Source organism: Proteus sp. TJ1640 (assembly GCF_003144445.1).
Lineage (GTDB): Bacteria > Pseudomonadota > Gammaproteobacteria > Enterobacterales > Enterobacteriaceae > Proteus > Proteus penneri.
On record NZ_PENY01000027.1, the window covers coordinates 355,653 to 373,387 of the forward strand.

Genomic DNA, 17,735 nt, shown 5'->3' on the forward strand with positions numbered 1-17,735 from the left:
TAAATGAAATTAACTATTTTTATTTAATTCCACATCATAGCGATTATTTTAATATTCCACATATAGATAACCTTATTCTGGGCTTGTTTCTCATCTTTATTCATGCTTAGATATACACGTTATATCTCCTATTATTTCTCTTTTTAAGAAGGCACTTCCCTACGATGAACTAAATTCTGCCAGAAAATTTTTCATATACCTTTTGGGTATTCATTTTCTGTTACTGGCAGACAATAATTTATTTCGTCGCATCTAGAAAAAGATCTCGGCTGTCTGCCACCTATTTCGCTTAGGAGGTATTACTATGACAATAGCCTGTCACTTCTCACAACTTACTATCGAGTTTAATCAAGCACGTCTTTTTCCGCCATTAACTCGCTCATTGGCTTGTCAGCAAAATGCATTAATCGGTCATAACGGTAAAGGGAAATCCATACTACTAAGATTATTAGCACAAAAAATAACGCCTTCAGCAGGGCAAGTTAATTGGAATATGCCTTTTGTTCACGTTGATCAATTAACACGATTACAAGGTAATACACTTGCTCAAGCGTTAGACATTCATGAAATTTATCAAGCATTCCAACGCGTTGATGCAGGCATTGCTACATTAGAAGATATAGAGTTGCTTGATGGCAAATGGCAACTTCCTGTTACGTGGCAGAATCTATTAGATTCAGCACAACTCCCTGTCGCATTAGATACCCCTATTGCGCATTTAAGTGGCGGAGAACAAACACGTTTAGCACTTTGCCGTGTATTTTTACAAACAGAGAGTTTTCTTCTTTTGGATGAGCCAGATAATCACCTTGATTATCAAGGTCAACAATGGCTAGTAAAACAGTTGGCTCAGCACAAAGCTGGCTCTCTTATTGTTAGTCACAATCGAAACTTGCTTTCATATGCTGATACCATTCTTGAATTAAGTGAGAAAGGTTTATTTGAATACGGTGGAAATTATACTTTATATGAGACACAAAAACGTGCAGAAATAGCATCGTTAGAAGCAGCAAGTGATCGACTAAATAGCCAAATTAAAAATGAAAAACGCCAACAACAAGCCACCTTGCAAAAAGCAACGCAACGAAAACGACAAGGCGAGTCAATTAGGAAAAGTGGCTCTCAGTGCTTACTTTTATTAGATATGCAAAAAAATCGAGCAGAACAACGCCAATCAGCTGTAGCAAAACGGCATCTGCGTGTAATAGAAGATATGCAATCTAAAAAACAAGGTGTCGATGAAGAGAAAGTGCATGTTCATCAGCAAAAAATAGTCTTGAATTATCAAAGCGATGGACATCGCTTGAATATATTTGTGGATAATCTTCAGCTTCCGTATGGTTATCAATACCCTATTTCATTTTCAGCTTATGGAAACGAACATTGGCATATTAAAGGTAAAAATGGATGTGGCAAATCAACGTTATTAAAATGTTTGATCGAGCAGTGCACACCACTTGCTGGTGAATTTCGTCTCAACAAAGATTATTGTTATCTTGATCAACATCTTGCTTTACTTGATAAAACATTACCCGTTGCACAAGCACTACACCAATATCAACCCGCTATTTCTATCGAGCAATGGAGAACACGGCTGGGTATGTTAAGGATCAGAGGTGATAAATCATTACTCCCTCTAGAAAAACTAAGTGGTGGCGAACAATTAAAAGCAACATTATTGGCTTTAACACACAGCCCCAAGCCACCTGCAGTATTATTATTTGATGAGCCAGATAATCACCTTGATATCGAATCTAAACAACTATTGGAAAATCTACTCGTTGAATATCAAGGCACATTATTACTGATTTCCCATGATGAAACCTTTGTTGAACATTGTGGTATAACACATACCTTAGTATTAGATGAAACTGCATAAAAAAACTGCGCAATAAAAGGCGCAGTTTTAAAATCGGCCACTAAAACTAATTAAAACTAAGAGGCTAATGGCGCATAAATACTCATAATATCTTTCATCGCTTCAACGGTATCTTCATCCACACAATAATGGGTAAACTCATCAACTTCACTGTCTGAGCTCATTGTGACACCGGCTTTACGATAAATCATGGTTGAAGGTGCCACTTTTCCTGCTGAGCTATGTATTTCCTTTAATCCTGTATCTAGGAATTTTTGGATATTGCTAAGCCTTACACCAGCACCCGCCATAATTATAGGGCCTTGTGTTTTTTCATTTAACGTTCGTAATAATGGCAGACCGAGTTCTGCATTCGGTTGCTGTCCTGACGTTAAAATACGAGAAACTCCCAGCTGAGTCAGTTGTTCTAACGCTAATAATGGATTAATGCACATATCAAAAGCCCGATGGAAAGTAATGGCTAATGGACCTGCAAGTTCCATTAAAATTTCCATTTTAGGCAAATCAATATGCCCTTCTTCATTTAAAAGACCAACAACTGCCCCTGAAAATCCCATATCACGGATCAGACTAATATCATTTTTCATTGCTGAAAAATCAGCTTGTGTGTAACAAAAATCTCCCCCTCGAGGGCGAATAATAGGATGAACGGGAATACGAACCAGATCTCTGACTTGTCTTAGCATTCCAAAGCTTGGCGTAATACCTCCTTCTGCCGGACTCGTGCACAGCTCTATTCTGTCTGCACCTGCTCGTTCTGCTACCAACGCACATTCAGCGCCAAAACAACAAATCTCCAATGTAGCCATATCATCCCTCTCCATCCTTAATAAAGAAAGTAATCAGAAAATAAATATCATTTCTCAGCGATTACTAACAATAGTTGTCGAATATCGTGATTCATTCAATTCCACTATCAGAATTTTGTGCTGACACAAGCAAACTATTTTCTGAAAGTGTCGTTCAACACTCACTTTCTACGATTTCAAGTAACGAATAAGGATGATACTTCACAGTGACTTTTCCATTAGAAATAGCCACCGTTGGATTAGGTAAACGCTCTTTCTCACCTTTAGGTTCACTGATTTTTAAGCTCACATTCTCCGGTAACATTTGGGGTAAAAAAGACATGACTCTACTTACTAACTCGCTTGGTTCGACGGAGATCACTTGCTCAATATGCTCCCAACCTTGATATTCATATTTTTTATTTGTGGGAAAAGGCAGTTCAACAATTGAAACTGATTGATTTAAAATCGTTAATGGTGTCTCTAATTGAAATAGATATATTGGGCGCCCATTAATCACATTATCAGAAATACACTTTCCACACTGACTTAATCCTATTCGCCACTGCTCCGCTAATGCCAATTCGTGACAACGTAACGACACATGATCAGTAGGATAAATAGCTAAATCCATACCTAAACTATCGGCCAATAGTGTCATATTTTCTTCAAACAAAGAAAGCTCACGAGTTAAATCATTTAATTGAGAAATTGAAGAAAATAACGCCATTTTGAATAACCTTAATGAAAAAACAGAGAAAAAACCTTAAAGATAAGGTCGAGATGGTAGCATGTTCTAGCCGGAATATGTTATAAATTCAAGGTTAATCCTAATTCTTTATAAGAAACCTGTCAGACTTTTGTCTTCAGGTTTTATTTTCTCAATAATTTAAGGTAACCCGGTGAATATTCAGGCTTTTCTTTCAGAAAAAATCAGTGTGGCAATGTGTGCTGCTGGCGCACCCGCTGATAGCGAACCTCTTGTCCGTCAGTCAGCCAAAGTACAATTTGGTGACTATCAGGCAAATGGTGTCATGGGAGCTGCAAAAAAAATGGGGATCCCACCCCGACAACTCGCAGAAAAGATCTTAGAAAAGCTTGATATTACGGATATTGCAGATAAAGTTGAAATCGCAGGCCCAGGTTTTATCAATATCTTTTTATCTCCGCAATGGGTTGCAAAGCAAGCTGAAGACGCATTGGTAGATGAACACCTAAACATAACCCCCGTTGAACCTCAAACTATTGTTATCGACTATTCATCCCCAAATGTTGCGAAACAAATGCACGTTGGCCACTTACGCTCGACCATTATTGGTGATGCAAGTGCACGTACTTTATCTTTCTTGGGTCATAATGTTGTTCGTGCTAATCACCTTGGTGATTGGGGTACGCAATTTGGTATGTTGATTGCGTATTTAGAGAAAAAACAGAATGAAAATGCCGCTGATATGGCATTATCTGATCTCGAAGAGTTCTATCGTGAAGCGAAAAAACACTATGATGAAGATGAAGTATTCGCAGAACGTGCCCGTAATTATGTTGTGAAATTGCAAAGTGGTGATGAATACTGCCGTACAATGTGGCGCAAACTAGTTGATATCACAATGCAACAAAACCAAGCAACTTATCAGCGTCTTAACGTCACGTTAACCGAAGATGACATTATGGGCGAAAGTCTTTATAACCCAATGTTACCTGGTATTGTTGCTGACCTAAAAGCAAAAGGCCTTGCTGTAGAAAGTGAAGGTGCAACGGTTGTTTTCCTTGATGAATATAAAAACAAGGAAGGCGAGCCTATGGGTGTTATCGTTCAGAAAAAAGATGGTGGCTATCTATATACAACGACAGATATTGCTTGTGCAAAATACCGTCACGAAACATTACATGCTGATCGCGTACTTTATTATATCGACTCTCGTCAGCACCAGCATTTAATGCAAGCTTGGACGATTGTTCGTAAAGCAGGCTACATTCCTGATTCAATGTCACTTGAACACCATATGTTCGGTATGATGTTAGGTAAAGATGGTCGCCCGTTTAAAACTCGTTCTGGTGGCACTATTCGTTTAACCGACTTACTCGATGAAGCCCAAGAAAGAGCTCGCGCATTAATCGCTGAAAAAAATCCAGATATGGATAAAGACGAATTAAATAACGTTGCTCGTGTTGTGGGTATCGGTGCTGTTAAATATGCGGATTTATCTAAAAATCGTACAACAGATTACATCTTTGATTGGGATCTGATGTTAAGTTTCGAGGGTAACACAGCACCTTATATGCAATATGCTTATACTCGTGTTGCTTCAATCTTCAAACGTGCAGACATTGATGAAAATGCACTAACGCAACCTATCGTACTAACACAATCTCATGAAAGACAGCTTGCATTGCGTTTAGTCCAATTTGATGAGACGATTATGCAAGTTTCTCGTGAAGGAACACCTCACGTTATGTGTGCTTATCTTTACGATTTGGCACAAGCTTTCTCTGGCTTTTATGAAAACTGCCCTATCTTATCAGCTGAAGATGAAAACACTCGTCAAAGCCGTCTAAAACTAGCTCGTTTAACCGCGAAAACCTTAAAACAAGGTTTAGATACTTTAGGTATTGAAACAGTAGATAGAATGTAATCATCACTGTTTCCAATAATAGTGATAAAAAAACCGATGGTTAATACCATCGGTTTTTTGTGCATTAAATTTTAATTCAAGATAGCTAAAAAATACGTCAAACAATGTCTCAAACAAATTTCCAATACAACTTAATTATTAATCTTCGTTAGCTGTAATAACATCTTGGCACAATAATCCTGAGATATCTTTACTTTCAATCCAACCATCAACACTATCAATAGGTTTGTCGGGGCTATATAAGCGCTGGTCAACGTCTTTCGCTGTAAAGCTTACTCTTTCATTCGTTTTATCAAAAACGCCGACACAATTCACTGGCGTCAATCTTGATGTTTTAATTTTTCCGTCAGCAGTACAGCCAGCAAGAAATAATGTAGCTAATGATACAGAAATGATAATTGCTTTTTTCATAGTAGCTCCTTGACTCTCTTATTGTTATTTTTACCAAAATCACTAAGTGATTATTTAGTAGTCTTAAACTAAAAATACCTGATGATTATAACTGTTTTGAGTATAACGAATAAATGGAGAAATATTTGAGTTATTGAGCTATGAATAAGAAATATTGAGAAGGGATAGAAAAGAGAGGGAAAAACAGAAAACAATGGCGGACAAATGAAAGCAGTAATTAGTGTACCATACTGAATTTTCAGTAATCTAATTATCTATTAACAATAGATTTATCATTAATTTCATTATTCACACGACTTATTGTTTACTGCTTATCCCCAGCAATCGTGTTACCTATTTGAAGCGCAGACAAAATAGATATGATCACTTTCAGTAGTACTGAACGATAACAAGCAAATAACTTTACAGTCACGGTTAATCTACCTGAATAAAGAAATAATAATATGTCTTAAATCAAAAAAATCAAATGTTTTAAAATATACTGCAATATTTTGAAATATTCGTAATATCTCATCATTAAGTAAGAAATATTTAACAGATGTGTCAATTTTTAAACCTACACAACACAAGAGAGTTTATCTAAAAAAAGATAATTCGTCAAACCGTAAGTACCTAGAATATAGCGTCTATTTTTTTACTTTATGTAGAATATCACGACTAGTAAACAAATTGTCTAAAGATATTCGATATAATTAATGTTTAGATAAATTTATCAATATTGATTAAAAAACACATTCCAACACCGAAAAACTGTATAAATCATTTAGAAATTGGAAAAAAAATTTAATAAAAAAATAGAGAGAAAAAAGATTTTTGCATTTTCCTCACTTTTTCTTTTTTTAAAGGATGGGGCAAATCTACATAACTAAATGTTAGAAGTGTGATCAATGTGGCATTAAAAATAGTCTAAAAATAGAGGAAGGTTCTAAATAAGGAGAGTTGTATTGTTTGAAAGATTGTTAATTTTGCAACTCCTCGCTTTTATACAAAAGCGAGGGTTCAGTGTTATCAGTTATAACGCACGTAGTGAGAAATGGCGAGGTCTAAATCCTAACGCATATAACGCAACAAAATAACTTCCTGCTCCGACTACTACAACTAGTAGCAAGCGCAAGATACGCATTAGCATGTTGCCGACATCCCAACTTGGCATGATCCACAACATTCCAACTAATACAGCCGCCATTACGGCAAGCGCGATAATAAGTTTTAATAAAAATACAGGCCAACCAGCTAAAGGCTGATAAATATCTTTTTTACGGATCTGCCAAAACAACATAGAGGCATTAAAACAAGCAGCAATACCGATTGAGAGCGCAAGACCTACATGTTTTAAACTACCAATAAACGCAAGATTCATTAATTGTGTGAGTATCAATGTAGCAATTGCAATTTTTACTGGTGTTTTAATATCCTGACGTGAATAAAAACCTGGCGCTAATATTTTTATGATGATCAGCCCCATTAACCCAACACAGTAAGCGATTAATGCCTGTTGTGTCATTAGTGCATCATGGGCATTAAAATTACCATACTGGAATAAAGACGCTGTTAAAGGCCCAGATAATACTGCTAAACCAATAGTACAAGGCAGTGCTAGTAAGAAACACAGTCTTAATCCCCAATCCATCAATTTTCTATATTCTTCAGTATTACCACTGGCAAAACTTTTAGATAATGAAGGAAGTAAGATTGTACCTAATGCAACACCTAATACCCCTGTCGGTAATTCCATTAAACGGTCTGCATAATACATCCAAGAAACTGATCCGGACACTAAAAAAGAAGCAAAAATAGTATTGATAATTAACGATATTTGGCTAACCGACACCCCTAAAATAGCCGGCCCCATCAGTCTCATCACACGCCAAACACCGCTATTTTTAAATGAAACACGCGGTAAAACAAGCATACCGATTTTTTTCAAATGCGGTAATTGATAACCTAGCTGTAATATTCCCCCAGCAACAACCGCCCACGCCAATGCCATAACAGGAGGATTACAATAAGGGGCAACCACTAAAGCGAAAAAGATCATACTGACATTGAGTAGTGTTGGAGCAAAAGCGGGTACTGAAAAACGATTCCAAGTATTTAAAATAGAGCCCGTCAATGAAGCTAATGAAATAAGGAAAATATAAGGAAAGGTGATCCGTAATAAATCTGTCGTTAATTGAAACTTATCGGGTGAACTACTAAAACCTGGTGCTGTAACATAAATCACCCAAGGCGCGGCAATAATACCAATTACGGTAACCACAGCTAGAATAAGCGTCAGCATACCCGAGACATAAGCAATAAAGGTACGCGTTGCTTCCTCGCCTTGCTGACTTTTATATTCTGCCAAGATCGGAACAAATGCTTGAGAAAATGCGCCTTCCGCAAAAATACGACGTAATAAGTTTGGCAGTTTAAACGCAACAAAAAAGGCATCGGTTGCCATACCTGCGCCAAAAATACGCGCAATAATTGCATCACGAATAAATCCTAGCACCCGTGAAAATAAGGTCATAGAACTCACTGCAGCAAGTGATTTAAGTAAATTCATAAAGTCATTCAGGTTTTTGTTAAATAGAATAAAAAGAAAGGGACTATACTCCGTCTCTAACATCGAAAAATCAATCTTCAATTGGCTAAGAATATGCTGATCCAGCTTATCTTGGACTAACCAAAGCGATTAAAAAATAGTTATTTATGGTTTCGTGCGTATTTTTCTCAACATTACTTCCAGCATAGCGTGCATCTCACCCTCAATAATCGAGTTTATATTCGGAAAGTAATGATTAACGTTTAAAATAAGCTCGCGTTGTTAATGCCGTCAGTACGTGATCTCGCCACTCTTGATTAATTTGTAGATAATTTTTGGCGTATCCTTCACGCTCAAAACCATGTTTAGCTAATAGGTTTCCACTGCGTAAATTATGAGGCATATAATTCGCCATAATACGATGCATCCCTTGTTGTCTTTGCATATAGCGAAGTGTTTCCGTTAACGCTTCCGACATATAGCCATGACCTTGCCATTTTTCACCGACTGAATATCCCAAAAAACAGGCATTAAAAGCGCCACGCATAACATTGCTATAATTAGCAACACCAATAATTTCATCCTCTTTTTGTGTTAATAGCAGAAAATGAAAAGCACTTTCTTGTCGGTGTAATTCATTCATAAATTGTAAACGATGTTCCCAACCAGAAGGTAAATAATGTGTTTTATCTCTTACGGGTTCCCATGGAATTAAAAAACGACGGTTTAATGTATAATAATTGGCCAATCTTTCAGCATCTCGCTCGTATGCTAAACGAATGACCATTCTTTGTGTTTCAAAACGAATTTTAGGAATTCCGCCACGATAACCAAACATTACAATCTCATTATCCTTTGATATAAATAAGTCTAATTCTGAAGCAACTCTTCTTATTCTGCCACTAACCTTAATAAAAAAATATCATCTTTAATTTACTAGGAATTATGCACATTTAGAGACAGAATAGTCGAAGAAATAAATTATTTCATTCCTCCCTTATTTTATTTAAATTATTTGCTTATTGATGGTGAGTAATGGCGCTGGTAACACAAGCCCGTACTTTGGGTAAATACTTTCTCCTAATTGACAATATGTTAGTTGTCTTAGGTTTTTTCGTCGTTTTTCCACTGATTTCTATTCGTTTCGTCGAACAATTAGGATGGGCTGGTGTTATTGTCGGTTTTGCATTAGGACTTAGACAATTAGTACAACAAGGCCTCGGCATTTTTGGTGGTGCTATTGCAGACCGTTTTGGTGCAAAACCAATGATAATAACAGGCATGTTATTACGAGCTTTAGGTTTTGCTTTAATGGCAATCGCAGATCAACCTTGGATACTTTGGTTATCTTGCATTTTATCTGCATTAGGTGGAACGTTATTTGATCCGCCTCGCACAGCACTAGTTATCAAATTAACCCGTCCTTATGAGCGCGGTCGTTTTTACTCTTTATTATTGATGCAAGATAGCGCTGGCGCCGTGATTGGTGCACTCATCGGTAGCTGGTTATTACAATATGATTTTCATTTAGTTTGCTGGGTTGGTGCTGGTGTTTTTGTTATCGCTGCCTTATTTAATGCTTGGTTATTACCCGCTTATCGTATATCCACAACCCGAACACCAATTAAAGAAGGGTTAAAACGAGTATTTCTTGATAAGCGTTTTGTCAGTTATGTCTTAACGCTGACAGGCTATTTTGTATTATCCGTTCAAGTCATGTTGATGTTTCCTATCATCGTCAACGATATTGCGGGTACACCAACGGCAGTAAAATGGATGTATGCCATTGAAGCCCTGCTTTCTTTAACATTGCTTTATCCGATTGCTCGCTGGAGTGAGAAACGTTTCCGATTAGAACAGCGTTTAATGGCCGGCTTATTTTTAATGAGCATCAGCATGTTCCCTGTTGGTATGATCCATTCATTACAAGGTATTTTCTTGATTATTGGCCTATTTTATCTTGGTACTATTACAGCAGAGCCTGCACGCGAAACATTAAGTGCCTCACTTGCCGATCCTCGAGCTCGTGGTAGTTATATGGGATTTAGCCGGTTAGGCTTAGCGTTTGGTGGTGCAATTGGATATACAGGTGGTGGATGGATGTATGACTTAGGCAATCAATTTGATATGCCTGAATTACCTTGGTTCTTACTAGGAACCGTAGGTTTAATAACACTTTATGCATTACATCGCCAATTTAATCGTAAAAAAATAGAAACAGCCATGCTTACTCCTTAAAGATCGAGTAAACTTTTAGTTATCAATGATCAAGGAGTGTTTATGAAAGCAATTTTTCTAACAGCTATATTAGTATTAACAAGCTTAGTCACAGGGTGTGATCAGCTCAAGCAATTTGATGTGAGTGAAAACCTTATTAATGACTACATCCGTCAAAAAATAAATCTCCAGAAACATATTGGTGAAGATGAAGTTGTATCCGCAGATATTAAATTAAGCAATCTTTCCATTCAAATTGGCCGCACTGAGCCGGGTAAAATTAGTCTTTCCGGTACAACCGACCTGATAATTAATTCATTTTTTGGCAAGACAAGCGCTAAAGTTGAGCTTACGTTATCAGGCCAACCTTCTTATCAAGCTGATAAAGGAGCAATATACATAAAATCAATGGTTATTGATAGCTACAAAGTCTCTCCAGAAAAAATGGATGCCGTGGTTATCGCACTAAAACCTTATTTAGATACCACAATCACGACTTACTTTGATAATCATCCTGTATATGTTCTTAATCCAGAAAAAAATAGTGCTGAAGCTGCCGCATTTAAACTGGCTAAAGGAATTGAAGTTAAACCGGGTAAATTCGTGATCCAACTCTAATCGTTACGCGAGTTGATTAAAAATATTTATCGTCATTAATGAGAAAGGCAAACCTAATGGTTTGCCTTTTTTATGAATAATAAAATACTTTTACAAAGAAATAGTTATATTACTCTACTTCTGGATCTTCTGCCTTATCACTCTCTTCATCATCAGAGAGTTCTTCGCGTAATGCTGATAATGCACCACGTGCAATACCTGCTAATGTACGATAGAAGCCACTTGTTGCATGAGCTTCAACTTTTCCTAAAAATGTTCCAGCCCAAGGTAGTAAATATTCATCAAATAATTGTATTTGTGCTAATATTTCATCTTCCGCAGAATTATCTTCAAGCCATGAAGCAGCAAGTAATAAAGCACCAAAACTGTCTGTTGCATTATCAGTAACAGGCATCCCTCTTGTGACTAAGAATTGGCGGATATCATCTTCTTTGATTTCTTCATAATCATGGGCGTAAACCGACACAGCTGGCGCTTCACCAGCAAAAAGAGATTGATAATCAGCTTCAACAATAGCCAAATCTTTGACGCTACTTTTTAATGTATTAAATAGCTCATCTTGCTCTAATGGCCATAACTGACTAAGTTTTCCTTCAGCAATCATTTTAATAATTGGTGATAAAATAGGATCTTTGGGATCACGCTGAAATAATGTGCCTAAAAGTCGGCAAACTATTGAAAATTCATTCATTGTATTTTTATCCTAAAAAGTTTCGCGTTATTGTGCTTTTAATGATAAGAAAATCAACTTTTTTCGTCATATCTCTTTTATTGTCAATATTAAGCTTACTCTCTTTAATCGCTTAAAACAGAAAAAGCGCGCTCTTATTATTAAGTCTTTTACTTAATATAAGAAACGCGCCTAATCCCATGCTACTTATCTTCTAAAGCAGTTTTATAAAAATATTAAAAACAACTTTATGACAACAGCATTCTATTGCTTTTTAACTGGCTATATCGAGAAAGTTATCTCTTACACCATTTACACGAAACCACCCTGCAATACTGATTCTCTCTTTATAAGTAGGGAGTACTTCATGAGGGAATTGTTCTGAAAGGAAAACGACCAAACGTCCACCTTTAGGAGCGACTGTTGCAAGTTCATTATCTTCCAAATCATAAATAACTAACTCACCTCCATCTTCTTTTTTCCAATCCTCATTAAGATACAATACTGTCGTTAAACGTCGAGTAACATTCTGTTTAAATGCATCCAAATGTTTTTTATAAAAAGCGCCTTTTTCATAGCAAGCAAAATGCGCTTCATATTCAAAAAGTCCAAGAAAAAATTCACGATTCACAGCACGTTGAATAGACTCCATTTGCATTAAATAATGCTGAACGGGTGTTCCCATTTCGGGTTCTAGCCAACAAATTTTATCACTGCGTATCGCTATCTCCGCCTGTCGATTTTCATGACGCCCAATACGAGCTTGTTGTGCATCGCCATTAAAACAAGCGCGTAATTGTTGAACAGCTTCTGGTGTGAGGAAATTATCCCATACACACCATCCTTTCTCTGCCATTTGCTCAAGAAGTTTTGCTATATTCATTAGGTATATTGCCTGATAAACATGGGAAACTACTTTATATCACCAAGTTCAACAAAATTACAATTTAATAAACTTATCTTTTCGATTATATCAATTAATTAGCGATAAATATCATAAGAATTAAAAATAATAGATTAAACAAAACTTAACACTACTCATCTTTTTAAAATCCTTATTAACGCAAGAGTGATTTTATAAGTTACATTACATTAACTATAAGCAAAACAAATTATTTCCTTAGAAATAATAATTGGTTGATATTTTTTCGATTCTCTCTTCATCTCCATTAAAAATATAATTAATATTCCCTTTAACTTGAGTATGCATAATCGCTTTTTTACTGTTTGGTCGTATAAACCCTGTTGGCAATGCTTTCTTTTTGTATGAATATTCACTAATAGACATAATATCTGTAGATTCAATTTGATATTTAACATTAGTAAACTGCTGTTTATATTCAGTATATAAATCATCCAGCTTTGTTTTGATTTTATTTAAATCAATTTTTTCATTACTTCTACACTCTTCAATTAGATGATTTATTTCCTTTTTTAAATCAGAACGAATTGAGCACCCTTGTTTATTCAACTGATAACTGGATGTAAAATAAGGCTTAAATTTTTCATTCATATTACTTTTTTTCTGAGAAGACAAAGTCTCTTTTCTTTCCTTTAATGTGGCTAGAAAAAGGTTAATATTATATTGTCTATTTTCTTTTGTTATTTGAGTCTGAAAAGCTTCTTCTTTACTTTGAGGTAGAACAGTAATAACATTTTCATCAATAATGTTTTTTAATTTATTAATTGGTTTTTTATCTGATGATAAATTTAAATAGACATCATTTAATTTATTAATACTATTAGAAAGTTGATATTTTTCTGGATAGCTTTCTAATAATTTATTTAACTTTAATACTTTTTTATAAATTCCCTTTATATTTTTATTATCTTTCTCCAGATTTTCTGCTTTTATTAATTTTTCACTTTTAAAGAGTGTAAAGTTTAATAAGCCATTTATTCTTTTTTTTACCATTAATTCGAAATCTTTTACAGACGTTAATGGATACCACTGAACAGTATTATCAGAAGTCGTTCTAGAAGGCACAACTCTCAAATCACGATAAAAATCAAAACCAAGTTCGATTAAACTGAGATCAAGCTTTTTTGTTTTTTTTGTAACATCTGTTTCACCATTATCAATAAATTCATTAATATTTAAATTTAGTTTTAATAAATTGAGAATAAAATTTACACCAATAGCATTTCTTGGTACGGTTAGTTCCATATTGGGACTAGCAACCACATCAACATCAAAACTCACTTCATTTCTTAGTTCAGCCCCCATAGAAATACTCATCTTTTTATCCATTTCAAGGGTAGTCTTAGTGATTAATTCATTTTCATTTAAATTAATCCCTTGATTAATAAAATTTTTGACCTCGTTAATATCAAGGCTAAATGAGAAATTAGATTTTTTAGCATAAGTAGCGTTTAATAAAGCACTTGCTATGACAGGAGTAACAAAACCATAGTTAACACTTTTAACACCCCATCTTTTTTCATATCCACCAATACCCGCGGATAACCCCGTAGATAAAAGTTTATCCTTATTATTAATAAAAGAAAAAGTGATCATATTATCTTCACTTTTTGATAATGTGATTGAGTGCGATTTTGCATAAGAAGCTAATATAAAGGCGTTAACTCCTATATTATATGGTAAATTAAATGCACTAATACCAAAGAAAGCTAAAAGCTCATTATGGTGTTCGATTGTAATACTTTCTTTATTTTTTAGATCCTTAACCAATGAATAAATCACCTCACCTTGTGTTAAACCATTTTTTACACCTTTCACAATACGATTTAACACATCATAGCTTTTTCTTATATTCTCTTTAATACCATATAATGCCATTGGCTTACTTTTATATATAGTGTTCGAAGAATTAATAAGTCGTTTTATATTACAAACAGTCCCTCTAAATCCAGGATCAGCAGCTTTAACTATATTTTTCAACATTGATTGGTATTTTTTTAATGCATATTGCTCTCTAGCCTTACTAACATTTATTCTAATATTATCAATAAGAGATGATAAAAAAGGAATATTTCGGCTACTAAAATTGCCGACTGTCTGAGTCGAAAATGGTTGTCCTGAATGATAATTTTTATAATTATTTTCACCAACCATTGAGTAAAAAGATAAAGGAGGCTCCTGTTTTAAACGAGTAACCTCATACTGATAATCTTTAATCGCAAAAATATTGAAAGGGTCTAGATAATATATTTTTATTTTATCACCTTTATCAACAATAAGTTGAATCTGATTTAATATTGGTTTAATAGCTAATATTTTATCAGTTTTCTTCAATGGAAGTTTTATTTTATGCTTTTCAGCTTCAATATTACTATTACTCTCAGTTTTAGCATTGTCAGTTTGATCATATTTAAATTCTAGTATTGCAGGTAATCCAGTTGTGAAAAGCTGGTTATCTTTAACTTCAACTGTGATATTTAGGCCTTCTCTATTTATTTTTAATATATTATTTTCTTCTAATTCCACAACATTATTAATACTTGATAAATCTTGTTTTTGATCATCATTAACTATATATTTTTCATACTCAACAACAAAGTTACTATCAACATTATTTGGTGAAACACTATTTAAATCATATTCTTTTTCAATTTTATTAAACTTAATTTTATATAACTCATTCTTGGTTTCCTCTATACTATTGGATTTATTTTCACTTCTCTTACTTCCAATTAAAAAACCATTATAATCAACATAAAGTTCTTTAAACTTCATATTATCACCATTTTGAGATTCTATATTAAAAACATTATATTTAAATCCTCCTTTAAAATGTTTTTGGTATAAACCTGTAAATAAATCATGTGTTTTCCCTTTAATTAAGATCAAAGAACCATCATCTGCAAGCGTGATCCCCATATTATTAAGTAAAGGTGTATTGGTTGAGCCTAAATATACATAGTTATTAGCGTTATTTAAGCTAAATTTTTTTTCTTCATTTTTCTTATCACTCTTTTTAGTATAGACACTATCGCTATTCTTTACATTTCTTACCAAATCTCCTTCTTTACGTCCATGAAAAGTACCCATAGGTGTTAATTTACTGGTTATCGTTTTTATTTCATTAACCATAATATACCTCATCATTTTGAAATAATGAGGAAATAATCAACAAGATAATCTGCAAAGGATATCTTTTTACAACCAGATTTTTATGACATTATATGGAATTTAAGAAAAGTATTTTTTTTGAAAGCTGACATAAAAAAAATAGACAGTAAATTAAATTTTACCGTCTATTATCTAAAATTAAAAATAAATAAAATAGAATTAGTACCCACTATTCATATCAACCACGCCCAAAGGTACATCGCCTTTTTCAATTCGATGAATATTTTCAACAATCGTATCCATTGCAATATTAGGAATGGTAAAAGCAGCAATATGTGGCGTAATAGAAATGCGAGGATGCGTCCAAAATGGGTGCATTCCTGCTAAAGGTTCTTGCGAGAAAACATCAAGAGTCGCATCAGAAATATATCCTTGATCTATCGCTTCGAGTAAATCTTGATCAACTAAATGCGCACCACGGGCAAGATTAATTAAATAAGAAGAAGGTTTGAGTTGTTCAAATAGAGAAAAATTTAAAATGCCGTGAGTTTCAGACGTATAAGGTAATAAATTGATCAGTAAATTACACTCTTTGAGGAAATCACTGAGTTGCTCTTTACCATAAAAGCTTTCAACATTTTTAATTTGTTTTTCACTGCGACTCCAGCAGCGAACTTTAAAACCAAGTTCGGCAAGTTTAGTCGCAACACTCCCACCTAAAGCACCTGCACCTAAAACGCCGATCACAAAATTATCATAAGAATGCGCAGGAAGCTGTTTCCATAAACGTTGTGATTGTTGGCGTTTATAATCATCCATACGTCGAAAATAATACATCACTTTCGCAATTGCATATTCTTGCATTTGAAGGCCCATTCCCGTGTCTTCCAAACGCATAACCGGAACACCTGAAGGTAATGTGCCAGGCTTTTGTTGTTCTTGCTTTAAAATAGCATCAACACCTGCCCCTAATGCAAAAATACCTTTAAGGTGATTACGACTGGCAAGCATTTCATAAGGAGGAAGCCAAACCATAGCATAATCAGCAGGTTGATTATCGCCAGGTTCCCAAATGCGTATATTGGCATTTGGCAAACGCGCCTTCATACCATTGATCCATGTTTCTGCGTCAAAAAAAGGATGATAAAAAATAATATTCATTTTGCCTTCCTCCAGCATTTTTATCATAGGGTGCGAGGGTTACGTTCTGATTTCAAGTCTCTTTGAATAAGTTGTTAATAAAAATGTTGAGAATGTTAACCAGTTAACGAAATTCTCAATTCTTTTTTCAATACACTAACCTATTGCGTGAATTGGTTTACTGCATAATTTGTCTAGCATTTGTGCATATTGTTTTTTATTTGACTGCTTGATACAAAAGTTAAAGGAAAAATGCATTTAGCTGTTGACGCCTATGAACCTTTTCCATATAGTAGCGCCCCGTTGAGAGATGTTAAGTACATATCCAACAACAATACGGTGAGATGTCCGAGAGGCTGAAGGAGCACGCCTGGAAAGTGTGTATACGGCAACGTATCGAGGGTTCGAATCCCTCTCTCACCGCCATATTCTAAAATAGAGCCTAGCTTTTTAGCTAGGCTCTATTTTTTGGTTTAAAAAAATATACACTTCTAGTCTCGTTTCTCTTCACTGAGTTATTTATATCCATCACTCTTCATTTTTTTAATGATATTATTGTTAGCATACAATACATTTTTTATTTTATTTTTGCTTAATTATTTTATTTAATAATCTCTGATAATTAATTTTAATGAGTTAAAAAAACTTATGTAGTTGTTATTTATATCTATCCTATTTTTATGGCATAAAAAGATTTTATTATCCTATTTATAAACGACATTTATTCTAAAACAAAACACTTTTTATAATTTTAATATAAATTTAAACTTTATTCTCATGCAAGCAACAGAATAAACACAATAAGATACATTACATTAT

Annotated in this window: 13 protein-coding genes and 1 tRNA gene; 5 read left to right on the forward strand and 9 right to left on the reverse strand. The window is 34.5% G+C overall.

Annotated features, from left to right (window positions below; all coding sequences use genetic code 11):
- The first annotated feature begins 304 nt into the window (after nt 1–304).
- Complete coding sequence (locus DK861_RS13995) at nt 305–1,879, forward strand: ATP-binding cassette domain-containing protein (RefSeq protein ID WP_109400512.1); 1,575 nt, start codon at nt 305–307, stop codon at nt 1,877–1,879.
- Between the two features lie 56 nt (nt 1,880–1,935).
- On the opposite strand, the gene cutC is transcribed toward DK861_RS13995, so the two are convergent.
- Nucleotides 1,936–2,688 (reverse strand): copper homeostasis protein CutC, encoded by a 753-nt coding sequence (gene cutC, locus DK861_RS14000; RefSeq protein WP_109400513.1) that lies wholly within the window; start codon nt 2,686–2,688, stop codon nt 1,936–1,938.
- Between the two features lie 154 nt (nt 2,689–2,842).
- A complete protein-coding gene (locus DK861_RS14005; RefSeq protein ID WP_006536584.1) occupies nt 2,843–3,397 on the reverse strand; it encodes a VOC family protein in 555 nt (184 codons plus the stop codon).
- A 172-nt stretch (nt 3,398–3,569) separates the two neighbouring features.
- Here DK861_RS14005 and argS point away from each other — a divergent pair, with 172 nt between their 5' ends.
- Entirely contained in the window at nt 3,570–5,300 is a 1,731-nt protein-coding gene (argS, locus tag DK861_RS14010; protein WP_109400514.1) for an arginine--tRNA ligase, read from the forward strand.
- Nucleotides 5,301–5,438: 138 nt separating this feature from the next.
- Here argS and DK861_RS14015 read toward each other — a convergent pair whose 3' ends face one another.
- From DK861_RS14015 to rimJ, 3 genes are all read right to left on the reverse strand, one after another.
- The gene (locus DK861_RS14015; RefSeq protein WP_006536582.1) at nt 5,439–5,711 is read right to left on the reverse strand and encodes a hypothetical protein; all 273 of its coding nucleotides are present in this window, start codon (nt 5,709–5,711) and stop codon (nt 5,439–5,441) included.
- 1,012 nt (nt 5,712–6,723) lie between these two features.
- Nucleotides 6,724–8,259, reverse strand: coding sequence for a murein biosynthesis integral membrane protein MurJ (gene murJ / locus DK861_RS14020; RefSeq protein ID WP_109397592.1), 1,536 nt, complete (start codon nt 8,257–8,259; stop codon nt 6,724–6,726).
- Between the two features lie 235 nt (nt 8,260–8,494).
- Nucleotides 8,495–9,076, reverse strand: a complete 582-nt coding sequence (gene rimJ, locus DK861_RS14025) for a ribosomal protein S5-alanine N-acetyltransferase (protein WP_072064025.1) — start codon at nt 9,074–9,076, stop codon at nt 8,495–8,497.
- A 197-nt stretch (nt 9,077–9,273) separates the two neighbouring features.
- On the opposite strand from rimJ, the gene mdtH reads away from it, so the two are divergent.
- Together mdtH and DK861_RS14035 are read left to right on the forward strand one after the other, a co-directional pair.
- A complete protein-coding gene (mdtH, locus tag DK861_RS14030) occupies nt 9,274–10,476 on the forward strand; it encodes a multidrug efflux MFS transporter MdtH (RefSeq protein WP_109400515.1) in 1,203 nt (400 codons plus the stop codon).
- 42 nt (nt 10,477–10,518) lie between these two features.
- On the forward strand, nt 10,519–11,073 hold the full coding sequence (locus DK861_RS14035) for a lipoprotein (protein ID WP_109400516.1): 555 nt from the start codon (nt 10,519–10,521) through the stop codon (nt 11,071–11,073).
- Between the two features lie 109 nt (nt 11,074–11,182).
- On the opposite strand, the gene DK861_RS14040 is transcribed toward DK861_RS14035, so the two are convergent.
- The 4 genes from DK861_RS14040 to ghrA form a co-directional block, all read right to left on the reverse strand.
- A complete protein-coding gene (locus DK861_RS14040; RefSeq protein WP_109400517.1) occupies nt 11,183–11,764 on the reverse strand; it encodes a molecular chaperone in 582 nt (193 codons plus the stop codon).
- Nucleotides 11,765–12,017: 253 nt separating this feature from the next.
- Nucleotides 12,018–12,626 (reverse strand): 2OG-Fe(II) oxygenase, encoded by a 609-nt coding sequence (locus DK861_RS14045; protein WP_109400518.1) that lies wholly within the window; start codon nt 12,624–12,626, stop codon nt 12,018–12,020.
- Between the two features lie 237 nt (nt 12,627–12,863).
- The gene (locus DK861_RS14050; protein WP_109400519.1) at nt 12,864–15,797 is read right to left on the reverse strand and encodes a hypothetical protein; all 2,934 of its coding nucleotides are present in this window, start codon (nt 15,795–15,797) and stop codon (nt 12,864–12,866) included.
- A 198-nt stretch (nt 15,798–15,995) separates the two neighbouring features.
- Nucleotides 15,996–16,937, reverse strand: coding sequence for a glyoxylate/hydroxypyruvate reductase GhrA (gene ghrA / locus DK861_RS14055; RefSeq protein WP_109400520.1), 942 nt, complete (start codon nt 16,935–16,937; stop codon nt 15,996–15,998).
- Nucleotides 16,938–17,254: 317 nt separating this feature from the next.
- Between ghrA and DK861_RS14060 the strand changes: the two genes are divergently transcribed.
- Nucleotides 17,255–17,342 (forward strand) — tRNA-Ser (locus DK861_RS14060).
- The last annotated feature ends 393 nt before the right edge of the window (nt 17,343–17,735 follow it).

Excerpts from the sequence above, each read along its gene's own strand:
- DK861_RS13995 (WP_109400512.1), top strand. The coding sequence starts at position 305 with ATGACAATAGCCTGTCACTTCTCACAACTTACTATCGAGTTTAATCAA.
- DK861_RS14045 (WP_109400518.1), bottom strand. The coding sequence starts at position 12,626 with ATGAATATAGCAAAACTTCTTGAGCAAATGGCAGAGAAAGGATGGTGT.
- DK861_RS14040 (WP_109400517.1), bottom strand. The coding sequence starts at position 11,764 with ATGAATGAATTTTCAATAGTTTGCCGACTTTTAGGCACATTATTTCAG.
- mdtH (WP_109400515.1), top strand. The coding sequence starts at position 9,274 with ATGGCGCTGGTAACACAAGCCCGTACTTTGGGTAAATACTTTCTCCTA.
- DK861_RS14005 (WP_006536584.1), bottom strand. The coding sequence starts at position 3,397 with ATGGCGTTATTTTCTTCAATTTCTCAATTAAATGATTTAACTCGTGAG.
- rimJ (WP_072064025.1), bottom strand. The coding sequence starts at position 9,076 with ATGTTTGGTTATCGTGGCGGAATTCCTAAAATTCGTTTTGAAACACAA.
- cutC (WP_109400513.1), bottom strand. The coding sequence starts at position 2,688 with ATGGCTACATTGGAGATTTGTTGTTTTGGCGCTGAATGTGCGTTGGTA.
- DK861_RS14050 (WP_109400519.1), bottom strand. The coding sequence starts at position 15,797 with ATGGTTAATGAAATAAAAACGATAACCAGTAAATTAACACCTATGGGT.
- ghrA (WP_109400520.1), bottom strand. The coding sequence starts at position 16,937 with ATGAATATTATTTTTTATCATCCTTTTTTTGACGCAGAAACATGGATC.
- DK861_RS14015 (WP_006536582.1), bottom strand. The coding sequence starts at position 5,711 with ATGAAAAAAGCAATTATCATTTCTGTATCATTAGCTACATTATTTCTT.
- murJ (WP_109397592.1), bottom strand. The coding sequence starts at position 8,259 with ATGAATTTACTTAAATCACTTGCTGCAGTGAGTTCTATGACCTTATTT.
- DK861_RS14035 (WP_109400516.1), top strand. The coding sequence starts at position 10,519 with ATGAAAGCAATTTTTCTAACAGCTATATTAGTATTAACAAGCTTAGTC.